The following is an 18,218-nucleotide window of genomic DNA, read 5'->3' as shown; positions in this document are numbered from 1 at the left end:
TTATGGAAGCTAAAAAGAAAAAAAATCCTATACCAATGATTGCTGTGTTAGTAGTAGCAGCGGTATTTTTGGGTTCATCAGTTTGTCGCCAAGTGTCAGAGAATGAATATTTGATTATCACTCGATTTGGCAAGGTTAATAGAATTGCGGAGTCTGGCCTTACTTTTAAATTACCTTATCCAATAGAGAATAGTATTTCCTTGGAAAAACGCCTCAACACTTATGAACGCCCTTTAACACAAACGAGTTTGAAGAATGCTCGGAGCCTCATGGTTTCTATGTACTGCATTTGGAAAATTGCAGATGCAGAAACTTTCTTAAGAACGGTTAACACTAATGCTGAAGCACAAAGCAATATTCTTCCAAATATTATTGGTTCCGCAAGTGGCTCGGTTTTTTCACGTTATGAAATGAGTGATGTTGTTACAACAGATGCCAAAGCGCATAAATTGGCGGAGATCGAAGAGAGTATTTCTCTAGAAGCCAAGAAGAATGCTGAGCAATATGGTATAGAATTACTAAGTGTTGGCGTACGTCATTTAGGTTTGCCACCAAATAAAACACAGCAGTCATTGATCGAGAGAATGCGCCAAGAGCGAGAAGTAGAAGCTCAAAAATATTTAATAAAAGGCGAGACTGAAGCTCAAAAAATCATTAGTGAAGGTAAAGCAGAAGGACGAAAAATTCGTGACACTGCATTGGCTCAAGCCGAACGCATACGTGCTGAAGGAGAGATGGAAGCAGCTATGTATTATGAAGTTTTTAATCAGGCCCCAGAATTGGCGAGTTTCTTGTTAAAGCTAGAAGCATTAAAATCTGCTCTAGCAGATGGTAAGACAGCTTTAATCTTAGATGTGAATACTAAGCCTTTTGATCTTTTACACGATGGGGCGATTAACGTATTAGGCGAAGGAGCTCGCTAATGTCTCAGCACCATCATCATGAGCATGGTGATAGCTGTGGCCACGATCATCACGAACATGATGAGAATTGTCACCATCACCATGAGCCACCCCAAGAACAGCAGACTGGAGAGGCAGAAAAAGCCGTAGGTAAAGCCTTAACGTTTATTTTTACATCGATGCGCTTTTTTATGTTGGTCCTATTGTTCTTTGTGATCCGCAGTGGTTACTTTACAGTCGAATCAGGTCAGCAAGTCATTACTTTTAAATTCAAAGAAATTATGATGCATGATGGCGAGGGCTTCATAAAAGATGAAGGTTCCGTTCATTTGATTCTTCCCAAGCCATTTGGTGAAGTACTTAAATTTTCTTCAGCTCATACACCCCAGTTGGTGAGTAGCTCAAGCTTCTGGCCCAGTGGAGTAGGTCAAGCTTTAGGAGCATCTGCACAAGCAGGAGATTCTACTGCAGATCTAATGATGGGTAATGATGGTTATGTGCTCACGGCCGATCAGTACCTGTATCACATAAAGGGGCACTTGACTTACCGAGTAGTGAATCCAGTGCGTTATTACAAGAGTTTTTACTCAACTAAGTTAGATGCCGAGGAAGGTGATAAACGAGCACGTCAAGTTTTGACAAACATAATTGATCGAACCCTTGCCTTTCAGAGCTCAAAATGGAGTGTTGATCAAGCGCATTATACTCGTCAGAATGAGTTCATGCAGGTGTGCTTGGATGCAATTCGTAAAGAGGTCAGTGCATTAAATTTAGGTATTGAATGTGATCGTTTTGATATTAAACCTGAAGATAGGAAGCCAATAGCTCAATTGAGTGGCAGTTTCACAGGTGTTTCTCGATCCATTACAGATGCGAATAAAAGAGTTTCGAAAGCTCAAGAAGAAAAAGCGAAAATCATTTCTCAAGCAAGGCAGGATGCTTACGCAAGTGAGAAAGATGCCGAGGTATTTAAGAGTCGATTGATTTCATCACTTAAAAATCGTAGTGAAAAGTTTTCGGCATTCCTAAGCGTCTATGATAAGAAGAATCCAGAGAAGTCCATTCTTCCTTTGTATATGACCTCACTTTCTCATGCATTGCAAAATGTTGAAAATAAATTTATCATTTCGGGTTCAGACGACCCCAATAATCAAATTAGGATCAAGTTATCTCCATTCGCGAATGAAGACAAAAAGGGAGGGAAATAATGAGACCACTCGATAATTCACAACTCTTTCATGAGAAGCATAACCACGATCATACGCATGGTTCAGATTGCTGCGATGACGGCCATTCACATGCCCATGTCAGTGGACCAGTAGTGATGCTGGGGGGAGCTTTGCTACTTAGCTCCTACATCGCGGATTCAATTTTTGGTGAAGGTTCATTTCATGGTCAATTAACGGCTTTGGTGTCCGCTTTACTATTAGGCATCCCCATTGTGAAATCTGCAATAGTCGACGTCATTAAGGGTCGTTATTTCATGAATGAATTAGTAGCACTCGCATTGCTTGCTGCTTTTATTGGTGAAGACTTTAGAACAGCAGCAGCCGTAGCGTTCTTCATGTTAATTGCGATTGCCATAGAGCACCGTACAGCAGCGGGAGCTCATGAATCAATCGAGGAAATTATTCGTTTAACTCCACGTAAAGCAAAGCGTCTTAAAGAAGACGGGACTGAAGAAGAAGTTGATGCCTTAGATTTAGCTCTAGGAGATAAAATTGTTGTTCGTCCCGGTGATGCTTTTCCTGCAGACGGTGAAATAATTAAGGGCTCTACGAGCGTTAACCAAGCTTCGATTACGGGGGAATCACTCCCCGTTGACTGTGAAGTGGGTGCAGAGATTTTTGCAGGTACACAAAACCTAAGTGGACTCGTACAGATTAAGGTGACTCGCATTGGCAGCGATACCACTTTAGGCAAAGTTCGTAATCTGATTGAGCAAGCAGAAAATGCAAAACTCCCTGTTATGAGAATGATTGATCGCTATACCGCCTATTACCTGCCAACAGTTATGATGATTGCTGCCGCAGTGTATTTCTTCAGTGGTTTCGATATGGATAGAGTCGTGGCAACTTTAGTTGTAGCCTGTCCATGTGCTTTGGTCGTTGCAACTCCCTCAGCACTTGTGGCATCAGTAGCTTCTTGTGCGCGCTTAGGCCTGTTGATCAAAGATGTGAGTGTCCTCGAATTAGCCGCAAAAGTAAGTTCAGTAGTTTTTGATAAAACGGGTACGCTTACTTGTGGAGATTTAGCCGTTGTGAAACTAAAGCCAGGTGAAGGTACCGAACCGGCTGATTTATTGAAAGCAGCAGTGATTGCAGAAAGTTCATCTAATCACCCTGCGGCGCGTGCAATATTGCGCCTAGCGGCTGATGCGGGTATTGAATTGCCTAAGGATATTGAATGTCAGGAAGTTCCTGGTCGTGGCGTCGAGGCAAAGTCAGCAGGTAAACTTATTCGTGTGGGACGCCGTTCATGGCTCGAGCAATCAGGGGTGGACTGCAGCCCAATCGAAGTGAACCCAGAGGAAACCAAAGGACGAAGTGTAGTTTACGTTGCACAAGATGAAAAAGTTTTAGGTTGGATTGGGCTCAGTGATACAATTCGTAAACAGGCGCCTATTGCCATAAGTTCCCTCAATAAATTAGGCATCGACGACTTGAATATGGTAACTGGTGATAGTGACTCAGTAGCAGTGAAAGTGGCGAAAGAAGTCGCAGTGAACAAAGTGAGTTCAGAGTGCTTGCCTCATGAAAAGGTAGAATACGTAGAGCGTTTAAAGGCGGAAGGCAAAATTGTTACGGTTGTTGGCGATGGTGTGAATGATGCTCCTGCGCTTGCGGCTGGTCACGTAAGTATTGCCATGGGTGTATCTGGAGCTGATATCGCAGTGAACAGTGCTTCGGTTGCTTTGATGAATAATGATTTACGCCGTGTGCCTTTCTTTATTAAATTAGCGAAGACTAATCAAGCGATTATGATGCAAAATTTATTCGTTGGTCTCATCTCGATTGTCGGAGGTTTGGTGCTTTCAACTCTTGGTATTTTAGATGGTGTTAATGCGGCTTTCTTGCACACGATTTCAACTTTAATTATTATTGCGAACTCCGCAAGGTTAGTCCGCCAGGGTGAAAATATTGAAGAAAGTGAAACTGCGGAGGTTAGCTAATGAGCGAAACCGTAGTAGAAGTAAGTAACCTCAATAAAGTTTTCAAAGACTTTTGGGGACGCCCGAAGGCCAAAGCCGTTAATGGCTTGAATTTTGAGATTCAAAAAGGACAAGTCTTTGGTTTGTTGGGGCCAAATGGTTCGGGGAAATCCACAACGATTAAAATGCTGCTTGGCCTACTTTTCCCTTCCGTAGGACAAGTAAAAATCTTTGGTGAAAAACCCACGAATTTAGATGTAAAAAAAAGAATTGGTTACTTACCGGAAGAAACGACTCTTTATCGTTACTTGAATCCCGAAGAGATTTTAGATTTCTACGCTTCTTTATTTAAAATCCCTAAAGCAGATAGAAAAAAACGTGTGGACCAACTCATCGAGATGGTGGGTTTAGATCATGCTCGTAAGCGTCCTGTAGGTGAGTTTTCAAAAGGTATGGCGCGTCGTATTGGTTTAGCTCAAGCTTTGATCAATGATCCAGATTTAATAATCTTAGACGAACCAACTTCAGGGCTAGATCCAGTGGGATGTAGAGAAGTTAAAGATTTGATTCGTTTGTTAGCGAAACGTGGAAAGACAGTCATCCTCAGTAGTCACTTATTAGCCGATGTTGAAGATATTGTCGACAATGTAGTGGTGATGTATGGCGGTCACGTGCGTTCAAGTGGACGTTTAGAATCTTTATTACAAGAAGATGATAAACATACTTTGACCTTTGAGACAAAAGATGAAGAACTTCTAGCAAAAATAAGTAAATTTGTTTCAGAAGAATTAGGTGATGATGTAGGATTGAAGCACCCTAAGCGCAGTTTAGAAGATATGTTTTTACAGGTTATTTCAGAAGCTAAATCAGACAGTATCACGACATCTGGAGCTGACTATAGTGGCAAAGTAGCTGCCTACCTTCAAGAAGAAAGTGACGATGTCTTAGAAAAACTTACCCAAGTAGAAGTTATCGAAGAAAAGGTGGAAGAGAAAGCCCCTGAAATAAAAGAGGATGTCTTTGAAGAAGTTATGCAAGAAGAGCCACAAGTCGAGGAAGAGACTGAAGCTGTGAGTGAAGCTAAGCAAGAAGAGCAGAAAGAAGAAATCAACGATAAATTATCAAATCTTCTTTAAGCACAAAGAATAAAATTTTTGTAAGCGATTAAATCAAGCTCTTGTAAGTAAGTTTGAATTTTTTCACGAACCCCACGATTCCCCACATAAGATAAGATAAAAAAACCTTTGATCATCTCATTGTCTTGATAATCGTATACGGGTATTCCATTAATATTAGTGCCAATAAGTTTTTTTGACACATCGATGTAGGCATGGATCTGAATACCATGCTTAAGTAAGAGCTCAGCACGTTTGCGACTTTTTGAGCCTGCGCCCCAAATGACAACTCCTCTTACATTTAGACTTTGTAATTCTTGCGCTAAATAAAAAGCTTTACAAGCATAAAAATTTTCAGGATCGTAGAGTTTTGAACTACGGCTTAATCGAGTAGCTGAGTCATTCCAAGTTAATAGTTTGTGATTAAGTTTTTCAATTTTAACTCCTGCGCCCATGAGTTTAAGCCAGTAATCATAATCTTCAGGATATTCATTGTCCTGGTAGCTCCCATGAGTTTCATAAAGTTCGCGTCTAATCATCGTGCTTGGGTTTACTAAAGGCATTTCAATGAAACGATTATCGCGAATTTCACTCGTACTAAGTAAGCTATTGTTCCAATCGACAAAATGTTGAAAGCCTGATGATTTATAGATGGATGAAATGAAACTTACTTGTGTTGCCGACACGCCTATATCACTATTTCGTAAAAGGTGATCATTCTGTAATTCGAGGCGCTTGTGATGAGAGCTGTCATCACTATCCATGCGTGCAATAAAGTCACCTTGAGCATATTGCATTGCAAATGCATGTGCTTTTGCAACGCCTTGGTTTTCCTGTTTGATTAATTTAACCCGTTTATCAGAGGCGTAAGAGTTTGCGATTTCAGCACTTCTGTCGTTCGAGCCATCATTGCAGAGTATGAGTTCAAATTTGGAAGAGCTTTGTTGTAAAATACTCTCTATCGCATTTCTCAGGGTTCCTTGCGCATTGAAGTAGGGTAAAATGACAGAGATCATATATGATATATTTTAGTAGGTTTGATATGAAGTAAGCTCGGGAATATGCTAGCCTTATCCAAAATAGATCATAACTTAAATATATTATAAGGTGAATAATGAATTTATTACTAGTCTTACAGGTCTTTGCCTGCTTCAGTTTAACTGGATTAATTTGGCTAATTCAGTTAGTGCATTACCCTAGCTTTGCTCATGTCGCTAAAGATAGATTTGCAGACTTTGCCAAATTTCATGCAAAGAGAATTTCTTTTATCGTAGTGCCATTGATGCTGCTAGATTTGTTGACAGCTTTGCTATTAGTGCCTGAATACGGCTGGCTGAATGTGAGCTTAGCAGTAATGACTTGGGCTTCAACTGCTCTGTGGAGTGTTCCTTGCCACCAGTACTTACAGTCTCGAGGGAAAGATGATAAATATATCAAAAAATTAGTTCTGACTAATTGGCCTCGCACAATCATTTGGAGTGTAAGATCTCTACTCTGGTGTTTTGTGCTACTACAACTTTAGCTAGCCTTTAGAAGTCCCCCTTTATGAGGAACTTCATTTTTTCTATCAAGTGAAATAAGTAAAGCATCGAATTCTTGGCTATTGATGTAAGGAATGTTTTGGACGATAGCCAATAATAATCGGTTTTCAGGAGTCAATTCATTAGGGGGCTTATCTTTGGCTTTCAAAAATAATTTCTGCAGCTGAATAATAAATTCTTGCTTAACGGTGTTTTTGGCTTTGATAGCCTTTTGGTATTCATTCTGTAAATTAATCATTGTATATCTCTTAAAATTTGTTGTAGTAAATTTGGGCAAAAAAAAAGCCCCGCAGATTTTTCTGCGGGGCTTTTGAAGATGTGGGAGGAAAAATTATCTATTGAAATCCTTTTGCACATGTCCATGACCCCGCGGTCGTATAATGCTTGGGCATTACGACTGTGGTGTTCCAGCGATATGTTGTGCAAATTGCGTTCATGATGTATTAATCCAAAAAAATTGTTGTTGAGCTTTACAATTGGTAGGCTTTGGATTTTTTCAAGTCGGATGTGAGGAATATTATTTTTGGCTATAAAAAACAAAAAAACTGTCGCCCTGCTGGGAGTGTCAATAGGAGGGAGGGGAGGGTGCAGAACGACAGTTAAATGATGAGAAGCTCTCCTTCTCTGTGTGTATTATATGGCTCCTTGATGGATATAAAAAGCTTTAGGTGTAAGGCTTTGTGAAGCTGTTGTGAATTATGTTCACATGACAATTAAAATTAATATTTAAGTTGTATTTAAAAGAAGTGAAGAAAAAATACTTTTCTTTAACTGAATTAGGTTTCAATCGAGCTATATTGATTAAAATTTTAGAAGGATACTTTATGGCTGAAATAGCTCAAATTACACTTGATGGCCCAGCAGCATCTGGGAAAAGTTCTGCAGCAAAAGGGCTTGCAAAAGAACTAAATGCTTATTTTGTGAATACAGGTGATATGTACCGTGCATTAACCTCTGTCGTTTTAGAGCAAGGGATTGACCCCGAAACTCAAATTGAAGAAATCGAGAAAATTCTTCCTGAGCAGGATATTCGCTATGTCTCAGGTGATGGTTTAGATTTATTGCTTCATATCAACGGTAGCTTAGCACAAGCATCACAGGTACGTTCTCCAGAAGTCGCGGCTAAAGTGAGTTTAGTTGCCAAAATACCTGCCGTGCGTCAATGGTTGGTGAAAAGGCAGAGAGAAGCAGCAGGACTAGGCTTAATTGTCATGGAAGGCCGAGATATTGGCACAGTTGTTTTTCCCGAAGCCAAATTCAAGTTTTACGTGAGTGCATCACCTATGGTTAGAGCCCAAAGGCGCTTGGCTCAAGAAGGTGAAGTTTCTGCAGGTGCGACAGTAGAGAAAGTTGCTGCTGAAATAGCAAAACGAGATGAAATGGATATGAATCGTGCGGTGTCTCCTTTAAAGCCTGCAGAAGATGCAGTTATGGTGGATACCTCTGATTTGAGTTTAGAAGAAGTTATTTCATCAATGGCTAAACTTGTTCGAGAAGGTTTAAATAGAGGTTGATAAATGGTTGAGGCAGAAATTTCTTACAGGGTTCCCTATGCAGACACGGATCAGATGGGCGTTGTCTATTATGCCAATTTTTTCGTGTATTTTGAACGTGTACGCAACGAGCTTTTAAGAAATATGGGATTGCCTTACACCACTTTAGAAGCTGATGGTTTAATGTTGCCCGTAGCCTCCGCTAATTGTGATTATAAAATCCCAGCTAAATACGATGACCTCTTGGTGATTAAAGCGAGTATTACGGAAATGAAAGGTTGCCGCATGTTGGTGACAAATGAAGTTTACAATCAAGATGGGGACTTATTAGTAGTGGGTGGAACGACTCATTGTTTTGTGAGTGCAGAGACAAGACGTCCAGTAAAAATCCCAGAGAATGTGATGAATTTATTCAATGATTATGAGGAGAAAAAATAATGGCAGATTTTCAAAAAGCCGTGAGTTTAATTATAGCGAAAAATCAATTAGATCCCGACAAGAAAATTATTGATGGCAAAGAAGTGGGCGCCAATTTTCTCTACTCACAGTATATGGGCGAATGGCAAGAAAAACTTTATCCTCATGTAGATGATTCTATTAAATTAGCAGCACGAGCTCAGCATATTTGTCGTTGGGAACTTAAACGTAACGATTTTCCTGATGGTAAAGCGGGCTACTTCAAATGGCGTACTAGTTTAGCTAAGCTTCATGCCGAAATTTTATCAGAAATTATGAAAGAGTGTGCATTTTTAGACGAAGATATTGCTCGCGCGGCTGAAGCATGCCAAAAGAAAAATTTTAAAAACAATCAGGATAGCCAATGCGTAGAGGATTGTGCTTGCATGGTGTTTCTGAATTATTACTTTGATGACTTCATTGCTAAACACAGCGATGAGAAATTAATTGGCATAGTCGGAAAGACTTGGGGAAAAATGAGTGAGAAAGCCCATGAAGCTGCATTGAAACTCGATCTTTCAGAGAAGGCTTTATCCATTGTTAAAGCGGCCTTAGGAGCTTAAATGGCAAGAAAAAAACGTGTAAAGGGGAATGCTAAAGCAAAAGAAAAGTTCATGCAAGTTTTTGCTGAGGTACGCTGGAAGCATCGTTTTGACGCTGAGCCCAAATGCCAACACTTTGAAAAATGTGGTGGATGCACTTTGCAACAACATTCTTATGAGCAACAAATCGACATAAAAAAACAAGCCCTTGAGCGCCTTGTTAAGGAAACACCAGGAATGTCGTCTTTAGCTAAGTTAGAATTAGAAGCTATATCATCAGAGCGCGATTATAAATACCGTCAACGCATGGACTTTATTGTCACACCAGAAGGTTCAGGTCAACGACGTTGTGATGGTCAGCAAGGGGTAGTAGAGCTCGAAGAATGTGCACTCATCGAAAATGAGAATTATGCGATATACGCAAAAACATTAGATTTGAGTCGGGAATTTTCTATAGAAGCTTACGATCAGAAAAATTATACGGGTTGTTTGCGCTATATCATTATTCGCCGTACAAGGACTGGTGAGCAATTGGTTTCTTTGTTGACAACAAGTAGTGCTGATGATGCAAAAATGGAACAAATTGCTCAAGCCCTTTTAGCAGAGGGCGTGAATTCAGTCTACTGGAACGTAAATGATAATCGCGTTGATGATAGTCTGGGCGAATGTCGCAAATTTTGGGGCCAAGAGTTTATTCAAGAAACTTTATTGGGGCGCGACTTCATTTTGGGGCCACTTACCTTCTTTCAAGCCAATCATGAGGTGGCCTCGGCAGCATATTCTTCCGTAAGAGATTTTATTAAAGAATGTAAAGCGAGGCAAATTCATGATCTCTATTCAGGGACATGTACGATGCCCGTTATTTTTGGAGACCTAGTGGATTCCGTTACTGCTGTTGAAAACTTTCCAGAAAATGTACGTATGGCAGGGAAGAATTTAGAGGCTAATAAAATTAGCAATGTCAATTTAATTGAGCAGGATGTAGCAGAGTTTTTACAACAAGAAGATTTAGCAATGGAATTCTCCGTTTTAAATCCGCCACGTAAAGGGATGCATGAACAGGCACTTCGTCGTATTTTAGAATTAGCTCCAGCTAATTTGGCATACCTCTCTTGTAGTCCTCGCTCCTTGCTCGAAGACTTGGGTATACTTTTTCGTGAGTATAAGCCAGTAAAGATTCAATTGTTTGATATGTTTCCTCAAACGGAGCACTTCGAGACTCTAGTTTTATTGACAAAGAAAGAACGTTGATTTTTTTACATTTAGTCATTACTTTTGCGGAGGAAAAATATGGGAAGATATAAATGAGTGTTGCAGTAACGATCGAGAGTCCAGAAGAGGTTAAGCCACTTATTGCTTTGGCTTATCAGATGGCGTACGCAGAGAAGCATGATTTATTTATTTTCCTCATTCGCAAAGTTAGACTTGATGAAACAAAGACTGATCAGCTTGATTTAGCAGATTATGAAGGGAAAGATAGTGTTCCAGGTCGTGTTTATGAAAGGATTGGTCGCGAGCAAAGAAGGATCTTAACTCATGCGGCGACTCCTAATGAGAATTTCACCGAGAGCCCTGAAGTAAGTTTTGTTCCCAAAATCACTTGTTTGCAAATTAGCGGTGAACGTTTCACGAAAGTGATCATGAAGTTACTATCGGAAAAAAAATGTGAACAGTTATTTTTGAGTCGCAGAGCCACAGGAAATGAAGAGCATTATACGGATAAATTATTTAAATTAGCGCCTTGTTCAACGACAATTATTCGTCCAGGAAAAGCCGATGTCGGTAGGGTGCAGAAAATATTAGTTCCTTGTTCAGGTGGACCACATGCTTTGGACGCATTGAAGCATTGTAACTCCTTGGTAAAATCACAAGGAACGCAAGTCCATCCACTTATGGTTAGGCCTCCGAATAATCAGCCTGAAGTCATGGAAGAAGTGGGGATTTATCAATTATCCAAGATGGTGAAAAAAGTTGGTTTAGAGCTCGATGGCCACTATCTCAAGGGTCGCGTAGTTCATCATAAAGATGTTTTGGAAGGGATTGCCGAGACCGCAGAAGACGGTTATGATTTTGTTGTGCTAGGTATCTCTACAGGAGGCTCCATACAAAAAACTCTTTTCGGTGATATGGCAGATAAGCTTATCGAGAAAAATAAAGACATTTCAGTAGCAGCCCACCGCGTGGCCAAAAATAAGGCTGAAAGATTTAAGGATAAGTTCGAGTATTACTGCAATTTAGCGGTTCCTCAGCTGACAAGAGAAGGGCGAATTGAACTTCACGAAGCTCTGTTGATGAATTCGACTTGGAACTTTGACTTTGTTTCACTAATGCTCCTTTCGACGTCTATTGCAGCATTAGGCTTAATTAGCAATTCAGTTGCGGTAGTGATTGGCGCTATGTTAGTTGCGCCACTGATGACTCCTATATTGGCCACGGGTTTAGCCTTGGTGCAGGGCAATGTGCCGATGATTATTAATGCATCTCGCTCGATTTTATTTGGTTTTTTTGCTTCCTTAGGGATTAGTTTTTTAATTGGTTTATTTACCCCGATGGAGCACTTAACAAGCGAGATTCTTTCTCGTGGAACACCACGTATGGCAGATTTATTTATTGCATTTGTATCGGGTATAGCTGCGGCGCATTGCATGACTCGAACTCATTTATCTGCAGCTTTGCCAGGTGTAGCCATTGCGTCGGCCTTAGTTCCGCCGATAGCATCGATAGGGATAGCACTCTCAAAAGGTATTGCAGCAACAGTTCAGGGTGCTACGGTTTTATTTGTAACTAATGTTATCTGTATTGTGTTGGGTTCTGCTTTAACATTTTTTGCGGCAGGGATACGGGCTCGCCCCGATCAAAACTCAAATAAATTAGTTAAACGCCTTTATTTAGTCCTCATTTTTAGTATGACGCTGCTTTGCATTCCACTGAGTTCTCGCTTAGTGAAGTATGTGGTCAAAAAAGTTAGTGACAGTAGTTTGCCTAATCGAGAGGAGTTTGTGGATATGACCGACTCAGTTTTGAAAAAACATAGAATTACAAATGTAACCAAAGTGAGTTACAAAGATCTAAAGGAAAGCGGGCTTAGTGTTTGGATATGGGTTCAGGTTGGTCACGTTCCAGATCGAGCTATTATTGATGAATTCGAAGCTGTGTTAAGTGAAAAGTTCAAACGGAAAGTAGTTGTGAGTATTTGGCCAGAATTTGTAATGACCAAACATCTTGAGTCTATTCAGTAGTCATTACTTAGTTTACCGTAAAGGTGTTTTCACTAAAATAAATATCTAAAGCTAGTTCTTTTGAACTTACAAAAAAGCTGTTTACTCAGTTTTGTCTTCAATAAGTTCTGGACTGGAGAAATCCATTTCAGCTTTGTGCAGGATTTCTTTTGGCATAGCTTTTTTACTTTTGATCCCGAGTTTTTCTAGGCTTTGACAAGTGCGAATGAGGTTGCCTCGCCCAGTTAATAATTGACCCTCAGCACTATCATAAGCTTTGCGAGCTTGCTCAATTCCCTTGCCGACCTTTTGAAAGCTCTCAACGTAACCGACAAATTTTGTGTAAAGGGCTTCGGCTTTGTCGACAATTGCTTGAGTGTTTCTGTTTTGGTTCTCAAATTGCCAGATTTTACTAATTGTACGCAGAGTGATAAGCAGTGTGGACGGGCTGACGAGCATGATATTTTTTTTGTAGGCATCGAGGAATAGTTTTTCGTCAGCTTCAACAGCTAAGCGGAAAGCTCCTTCTACAGGCATAAATAGCAGGACGTAGTCAAGTGAGTTGATTCCAGGTAAGCTTTCATAGGATTTATCTGAGAGTTCTTTGATGTGATTTTTCACTGAATCTAAGTGAGCTTTGCGGAGCTTGATGCGTTCCTCGTCATCGCTAGATGAGCAGTACTGCTCATAGGCCACTAAAGATACTTTGGAGTCAATAATAATTTGTTTTTCATCGGGGAGATTAACGATGGCGTCAGGTTGGTAGCGTTTGCCGTCATTGGCTGTTTCAGTAACCTGTGTGAAATACTCTGAGCCATTGCGTAGACCAGAAGCCTCTAGGACACGCTCGAGGATGAGTTCGCCCCATGTTCCACGAGCTTTTGAGTCCCCTTTGAGGGCTTTGGTGAGCTGAAGGGCATCTTCACTCATGCGTGTATTCAGTTCTTTGAGGCTCTTGATTTCTTTCTCTAGGGAAAAACGTTCCTTGGCTTCTTTGTCATAGCAATCTTGAACCTGTTTAGAGAAGTTCTGAATTTGATCTTTAAGGGGTTTGAGAGTTAGATCCAGTTTTTCTTTGTTGGCTTGATTTTGGGTCTGGCTTTGTTCCTTGAAGATTTTGCTAGCAATTTCTTGGAAGTTGCGAGTCAGTTCTTCCTTGCCCGCTTTGAGTGACTGCAGTTTTTCATCGTGGAGGGTGCGGTCGGCTTGCAGTTGAGTTTTCAAAGTTGCATTGAGGGTCATGATTTCTTGAAGCTGAGATGTCGATTTTTGTGCTTCGTCTTCAAAGCGGGAAATGAGTTTTTGACGTTCATTCAAGAGGCTCGTTGAGCTGGCAATTTCAGCTTTGAGTAAACTTATTTCATTTTGCTGAACTTGGATCTTTTCTTCTTTCTCAGCGGAAGCTTTAGCTTGATCGCGAAGCTTCTCCAATTCAATTTCTAGTTCTCTTGGAGTGTCTGAGTCTTTCTTGAGAAAAAACATGAGGACAGCTCCAATAATTAAGCCTAGTAATGCGCAGACAATTTCCATATTTATCCTTCTAGTTCTTTGATGATGACTTCGACAGTGTGATGTACAGCACCTTTTGCGGCACTAATGATTTTATATCCCGATTCACCTATCTCAAGCTGTTTTTGCGGATCTCGCAAAAGCTTGTCGAGTTCATCGCTTAAGTCTTCCATTGTGCATTGTAAGCCTGCATCGGCCTGCTTACAGAGTTGGTAGAAGCCGGGTTGTGAATAGGTGTGAGGGCCAAAAATAAAGGGTTTTTTGTAAAAAGAGGGCTCGAGGAAATTGTGGCTCCCCACTTTTCCAGTAAAACTTCCGCAGACAATTCCTATGGTGCCAATTTGATAGACTTTCATTAATGCTCCCATCATGTCGATAACAAGGATATCTTCTGAAACTTGGTCATTTGTTATTTGTGAGGCTCGTGAAAATTGTGCACCATATTTTTCGAGCATAGCGCAAACTTTATCAAAGCGCTCAGGATGACGTGGGACAATGATTGTCTGTAATTCGGGGAAACTTTTTTTTAGCTTGTTGTGCGTTTCGAGAGCTAATTCTTCCTCGCCAGCGTGAGTTGAGCCATAGATGAGGCAATGATCCAGTGGCTTGCTTTTGAGCCCGAGTGATTTTTTAAAATCTTTAAGTTCACTTTCGTTTAGATGAGGTGGGTTTGAGTCCAATTTAATATTGCCAGAGACAGTAAGCTTGTCAGGGGGGATACCCATATCTTCAAAGCGTTCCCTAAAAGTTTCCGACTGAACAAAAAAATGGTGCATGGGTTCGAATAAGAGTTGGCCAAATTTAGTGAATTTTTTGTAGGATCTTAGGGATGAAGCAGATAATTTGGCATTGACCTGATAGCAAGGGGTATTGCGTACTTTCGCAGCGTGAAGGTAATTGAGCCATAGATCGTTTTCAACCACAATAACTGCGTCGGGTTGAATGCTTTTGAAAAGTTTGTTTGTTAGGGGCCAGAGATCGAAAGGTAGATAGAAGTGACCATCCACATCTTTGAGCTTGGAGGCAACGGCTTGTCCAGTTTCGGTAACAGTTGACACAAAAATTCTGCATTGAGGATCTTCAGCTTTGAACTCACTTGCCAGGGTGCCTGCCACTTGAGTTTCCCCAACTGAGACGCTGTGAATGAGATAAGTTTTTCTACTTTTGTCTGCTTTTGGGTAGCGCTGAAAGCCCAGGCGCGGGAGGGTGCTCTCGCGGTATTTACTTCCCATAATTAGACGGATAATATGGATGGGTGAGTAAAGCAGTAAGAAAATTGAAACGAGTGCGTTATAAAGGATAAAAGTCATGCAGTGGTGAACCTAATTCTGTTTAGCCTTAATATTGGTAGTTAATTCATTTGAACAAATTCTATTCGGGCATAAATTCGTGCTTATTTACATTTATTTATCTAATGAAATCACAAGGAATTACAGATGTCTAAGCCAAAAGCTATTTTATTGTTCGGCCCTCCCGGTGCTGGTAAGGGTACAGTAGGTGCTAAATTAACTAATGTTAGTGGTAACTACCACCTCTCTACGGGCGATATTTTTCGCGGTCTTCCTCCTGAAAGCCCGAATGGTAAAGTTTTTTATAGCTACGCGAACGAAGGTAAGCTCGTTCCAGATGATGTTACTATAGAGATTTTTTGGCGTTACATGCAGGGACTTATCGATACAAATAAATTCGACCCTTCAACTCAATACATCTTCCTCGACGGGATGCCCCGTACAGCTGAGCAAGCCAAGATTCTTGATCAATATGTTGAGGTCGTAAAAATTATTTCACTCAAAGTGACTAATGACGACGAGATAGTAGAACGCCTTGCGAAACGCGCAAAAATTGAGAAGCGTGCAGATGATGCAGATAAATCAATTGTTCTCAATCGTTTAGCTCAGTACCGCGAAAAAACTCAAGTTGTATTAGATCACTATGATGATGCCATCATTTCTGAGTTTGATGCACAAAAAACTCCTCTCGAAGTTTTCCGCAACGTCCTCGATGGAACTCTTGAGGTTCTTAATCAAAGTCCTGCAGAAGCTTAATTATGGGGCTCGCAACGGCATTTAAAGCTTTTTTCTCTATCCTTGGTGATGGAGAAAAAGCCGAGCTTTGGGAAAAAGCTTGCGGCGGAAAACTTATTGAAGATACTCAAGTCAAAGACTTAGAATCTAAAGTTGGTGAATTAGAGGGTGAACTTAAATCTGGTAAAACGGAAGTGAGCAAGCTTAAAGATGAACTCAAAGCTGCAGCTTCAAAAAATGACCGTAGCGATGCAATTTACACTCTTACACTTCTTCAACGTGAAGGGCGCTTAATTGATTTTCTTAAAGAAGATATTGGCCCCTATAGCGATGAACAAGTGGGCGCTGCGGTTCGTCAAATTCACGAAGGCTGTGGTAAAGTCCTTGAGAAGCACTTCAAAGTTCAACCCCTCATTGATTCAGCTGAAGGAGATGAAGTCGAAGTTCCTAAGGCCTACGACCCAGCTAAATTTAGTTTGAGTGGTCAAGTCAGTGGTGATGGGCCCTTTAAGGGTTCTTTGGTTCACAAAGGCTGGCAAGCAAGTGAGCTTTCTTTGCCAGAAAGATCCAAAGAGACTGATACATCAGTTATTTGCCCATCAGAGGTAGATATTTAATGGAGTTCTCTCTCTTCAACTTACCTATTAAGGTGAAGAATAGTTTCTTCTTTCTAATTGGTTTTCTTTCCCTTATGTGGGGTAGTGGCCCTGATGGTGCCAATTTAATGGTTTCGGTACTTTGGTTTATTACTTTATTCACAGCTATACTTACCCATGAATTGGGGCACGCATTATTTGCGCGTTGGTATGGCATGAAGCCTCGTATCGAAATCCATGGCATGGGCGGTGTAACAATTTGGCAAACGATGAAAAGGCTTGACTTTCGCCAACGCTTTGTGATTAGTTTTGCTGGTCCGGGAACGGGCTTGGTGTTAGCGGCGGTCTTCTTCGCTTTACTCCAGATTCCTAATTTGCCTGCTTTGCTTAAAGCACTTTTAAGCATGCATTTGACGGTATATGTCTTTTTGAATTTGATGAACCTTTTGCCTATTCGTCCTTTGGATGGTGCTGAAGTCTTGAGTACCTTAGTTGGCTGGAAAAATGGTAGTGTGAATGAGAAAGTGATAGAGAAAATATCTTTTATTACGGCTACAGCATGCGCAATTTATGCTTATATTAGTGGTTATTTTATCCTTGCACTTATGGCGGGCTACTTAGGCTGGCGCTCATATAATTCTGCGAATCCGAATGCTCGCAGATAAGCTTAGCCCTGCTTGGCGACAGGCATTAGCTCTGGATGATTCTTATTTTTCAGATTTAGAAAAATTCTTAAAATCAGAACGGAAAAAGTATCAGGTATATCCAATCCAAGAAGACTTGTTTAAAGCCTTTGACTTCTGTGATTTTAAAGACGTAAAAGTAGTGATTTTAGGGCAAGACCCCTATCATGGGCCCAATCAGGCTATGGGACTATCATTTTCAGTTCCTAGGGGAGAGAAGATTCCACCATCGCTTAGAAATATTTACAAAGAGCTTGACGCTGACCTCGGGATCCCTCCTGCTTTAGATGGTGATTTAAGTCCCTGGGCAAAGCAGGGGGTACTCTTACTCAATACGAGTTTATCGGTGCGCGATAGTGAGCCAGGTTCTCATTCAAAAGCTCATTGGGAGAGCTTCTCTGCTCAAGTTCTCCGTAGTTTGTCTGAACAAAAAGAAAATGTAGTTTTTGTTCTCTGGGGAGCGCATGCTCAAAGTCATTCTACTTTGCTAGATTCGCAAAAGCACCTCATTATTGAGTCCGCACACCCGTCGCCGCTTTCTGCAAGTCGCGGTTTTTTTGCTTCAAAACCATTTTCAAAAATTAATGAATATCTTAAAAATACCGGACAAAATCCCATAGATTGGCGTTTAGAGCAATTATTATTTTAAACTTATAAAAGGTTAAGTTCTATGACGAGTACAGAAGAGAACAATGATGATCAAGACAAAACTGCAGATGGTTTAGTTCCTGAAGTTTTCAATGAAGAAGAGTTAGATGAACTCGTTTATGGCACGCGGAAAAAGAATCCCATGGATGGTGTGACGCTCAAAATCATGCTTATTAACTTGGAAGAATACTATGGCTGGGAAGGTCTTGGCGAACGTATAGAAATTCGTTGTTTTAATCATGATCCATCCATGAAATCAAGCCTGAAATTCCTCCGCAAAAATGAATGGGCACGCAAAAAAGTTGAAAAGCTTTACGAAATCACTTTTTTATAAGGTAGA

The 18,218-nt window shown here is 40.7% G+C and carries 19 protein-coding genes; 15 read left to right on the top strand and 4 right to left on the bottom strand.

Annotated features, from left to right (window positions below; all coding sequences use genetic code 11):
• The first annotated feature begins 2 nt into the window (after positions 1 to 2).
• Genes hflC through PQO01_RS19195 form a run of 4 tightly spaced genes read left to right on the top strand, consistent with a single transcriptional unit; the run spans position 3 to position 5,189 of the window.
• Positions 3 to 923, top strand: a complete 921-nt coding sequence (hflC, locus tag PQO01_RS19210; protein ID WP_274315848.1) for a protease modulator HflC — start codon at positions 3 to 5, stop codon at positions 921 to 923.
• Positions 923 to 2,110: an SPFH domain-containing protein gene (locus tag PQO01_RS19205; RefSeq protein WP_274315847.1), complete on the top strand. Its 1,188-nt coding sequence runs from the start codon at positions 923 to 925 to the stop codon at positions 2,108 to 2,110. The genes hflC and PQO01_RS19205 overlap by 1 nt, the downstream gene beginning before the upstream one ends.
• On the top strand, positions 2,110 to 4,074 hold the full coding sequence (locus PQO01_RS19200) for a heavy metal translocating P-type ATPase (protein ID WP_274315846.1): 1,965 nt from the start codon (positions 2,110 to 2,112) through the stop codon (positions 4,072 to 4,074). The genes PQO01_RS19205 and PQO01_RS19200 overlap by 1 nt, the downstream gene beginning before the upstream one ends.
• Positions 4,074 to 5,189 carry an ABC transporter ATP-binding protein gene (locus PQO01_RS19195; protein ID WP_274315845.1) on the top strand — a complete coding sequence of 372 codons (1,116 nt, stop codon included), beginning with the start codon at positions 4,074 to 4,076 and terminating at the stop codon, positions 5,187 to 5,189. The genes PQO01_RS19200 and PQO01_RS19195 overlap by 1 nt, the downstream gene beginning before the upstream one ends.
• Here the strand turns inward: PQO01_RS19195 and PQO01_RS19190 are convergent.
• Positions 5,186 to 6,184: a glycosyltransferase gene (locus PQO01_RS19190; RefSeq protein WP_274315844.1), complete on the bottom strand. Its 999-nt coding sequence runs from the start codon at positions 6,182 to 6,184 to the stop codon at positions 5,186 to 5,188. The genes PQO01_RS19195 and PQO01_RS19190 overlap by 4 nt on opposite strands.
• Positions 6,185 to 6,282: 98 nt before the next feature.
• Here PQO01_RS19190 and PQO01_RS19185 point away from each other — a divergent pair, with 98 nt between their 5' ends.
• Positions 6,283 to 6,690 carry a hypothetical protein gene (locus PQO01_RS19185; RefSeq protein ID WP_274315843.1) on the top strand — a complete coding sequence of 136 codons (408 nt, stop codon included), beginning with the start codon at positions 6,283 to 6,285 and terminating at the stop codon, positions 6,688 to 6,690.
• Here PQO01_RS19185 and PQO01_RS19180 read toward each other — a convergent pair.
• On the bottom strand, positions 6,687 to 6,947 hold the full coding sequence (locus tag PQO01_RS19180) for a hypothetical protein (RefSeq protein WP_274315842.1): 261 nt from the start codon (positions 6,945 to 6,947) through the stop codon (positions 6,687 to 6,689). The genes PQO01_RS19185 and PQO01_RS19180 overlap by 4 nt on opposite strands.
• Before the next feature lie 586 nt (positions 6,948 to 7,533).
• Here PQO01_RS19180 and cmk point away from each other — a divergent pair.
• Genes cmk through PQO01_RS19155 form a run of 5 tightly spaced genes read left to right on the top strand, consistent with a single transcriptional unit; the run spans position 7,534 to position 12,439 of the window.
• Complete coding sequence (gene cmk / locus PQO01_RS19175; RefSeq protein WP_274315841.1) at positions 7,534 to 8,223, top strand: (d)CMP kinase; 690 nt, start codon at positions 7,534 to 7,536, stop codon at positions 8,221 to 8,223.
• Between the two features lie 3 nt (positions 8,224 to 8,226).
• Positions 8,227 to 8,640, top strand: a complete 414-nt coding sequence (locus tag PQO01_RS19170; protein WP_274315840.1) for an acyl-CoA thioesterase — start codon at positions 8,227 to 8,229, stop codon at positions 8,638 to 8,640.
• Positions 8,640 to 9,221 carry a DUF4202 domain-containing protein gene (locus PQO01_RS19165; protein WP_274315839.1) on the top strand — a complete coding sequence of 194 codons (582 nt, stop codon included), beginning with the start codon at positions 8,640 to 8,642 and terminating at the stop codon, positions 9,219 to 9,221. The genes PQO01_RS19170 and PQO01_RS19165 overlap by 1 nt, the downstream gene beginning before the upstream one ends.
• Positions 9,222 to 10,451: a 23S rRNA (uracil(1939)-C(5))-methyltransferase RlmD gene (rlmD, locus tag PQO01_RS19160; protein WP_274315838.1), complete on the top strand. Its 1,230-nt coding sequence runs from the start codon at positions 9,222 to 9,224 to the stop codon at positions 10,449 to 10,451.
• A 53-nt stretch (positions 10,452 to 10,504) separates the two neighbouring features.
• A complete protein-coding gene (locus PQO01_RS19155) occupies positions 10,505 to 12,439 on the top strand; it encodes a DUF389 domain-containing protein (protein ID WP_274315837.1) in 1,935 nt (644 codons plus the stop codon).
• A gap of 81 nt (positions 12,440 to 12,520) precedes the next feature.
• Here PQO01_RS19155 and PQO01_RS19150 read toward each other — a convergent pair whose 3' ends face one another.
• Both PQO01_RS19150 and PQO01_RS19145 read right to left on the bottom strand, forming a co-directional pair.
• Positions 12,521 to 13,948: a DNA recombination protein RmuC gene (locus tag PQO01_RS19150; protein ID WP_274315836.1), complete on the bottom strand. Its 1,428-nt coding sequence runs from the start codon at positions 13,946 to 13,948 to the stop codon at positions 12,521 to 12,523.
• A 2-nt stretch (positions 13,949 to 13,950) separates the two neighbouring features.
• Positions 13,951 to 15,237: a 3-deoxy-D-manno-octulosonic acid transferase gene (locus tag PQO01_RS19145; protein ID WP_274315835.1), complete on the bottom strand. Its 1,287-nt coding sequence runs from the start codon at positions 15,235 to 15,237 to the stop codon at positions 13,951 to 13,953.
• 126 nt (positions 15,238 to 15,363) lie between these two features.
• On the opposite strand from PQO01_RS19145, the gene PQO01_RS19140 reads away from it, so the two are divergent.
• From PQO01_RS19140 to PQO01_RS19120, 5 genes are read left to right on the top strand one after another with little or no spacing between them, the layout of a single operon-like run.
• Positions 15,364 to 15,972, top strand: coding sequence for an adenylate kinase family protein (locus PQO01_RS19140; protein WP_274315834.1), 609 nt, complete (start codon positions 15,364 to 15,366; stop codon positions 15,970 to 15,972).
• Positions 15,973 to 15,974: 2 nt separating this feature from the next.
• The gene (locus PQO01_RS19135) at positions 15,975 to 16,568 is read left to right on the top strand and encodes a DUF2760 domain-containing protein (RefSeq protein ID WP_274315833.1); all 594 of its coding nucleotides are present in this window, start codon (positions 15,975 to 15,977) and stop codon (positions 16,566 to 16,568) included.
• Positions 16,568 to 17,212, top strand: coding sequence for a site-2 protease family protein (locus PQO01_RS19130; protein ID WP_274315832.1), 645 nt, complete (start codon positions 16,568 to 16,570; stop codon positions 17,210 to 17,212). The genes PQO01_RS19135 and PQO01_RS19130 overlap by 1 nt, the downstream gene beginning before the upstream one ends.
• Complete coding sequence (locus PQO01_RS19125; RefSeq protein ID WP_274315831.1) at positions 17,199 to 17,879, top strand: uracil-DNA glycosylase; 681 nt, start codon at positions 17,199 to 17,201, stop codon at positions 17,877 to 17,879. Before PQO01_RS19130 ends, PQO01_RS19125 begins: the two co-directional genes overlap by 14 nt.
• Before the next feature lie 21 nt (positions 17,880 to 17,900).
• Positions 17,901 to 18,212: a VF530 family protein gene (locus PQO01_RS19120; RefSeq protein WP_274315830.1), complete on the top strand. Its 312-nt coding sequence runs from the start codon at positions 17,901 to 17,903 to the stop codon at positions 18,210 to 18,212.
• Positions 18,213 to 18,218: the final 6 nt, after the last annotated feature.

Source organism: Lentisphaera marina (assembly GCF_028745505.1).
GTDB lineage: Bacteria > Verrucomicrobiota > Lentisphaeria > Lentisphaerales > Lentisphaeraceae > Lentisphaera > Lentisphaera marina.
Note: the sequence above shows the minus strand (reverse complement) of the source record. Positions and strands in the feature narration are given on the sequence as shown.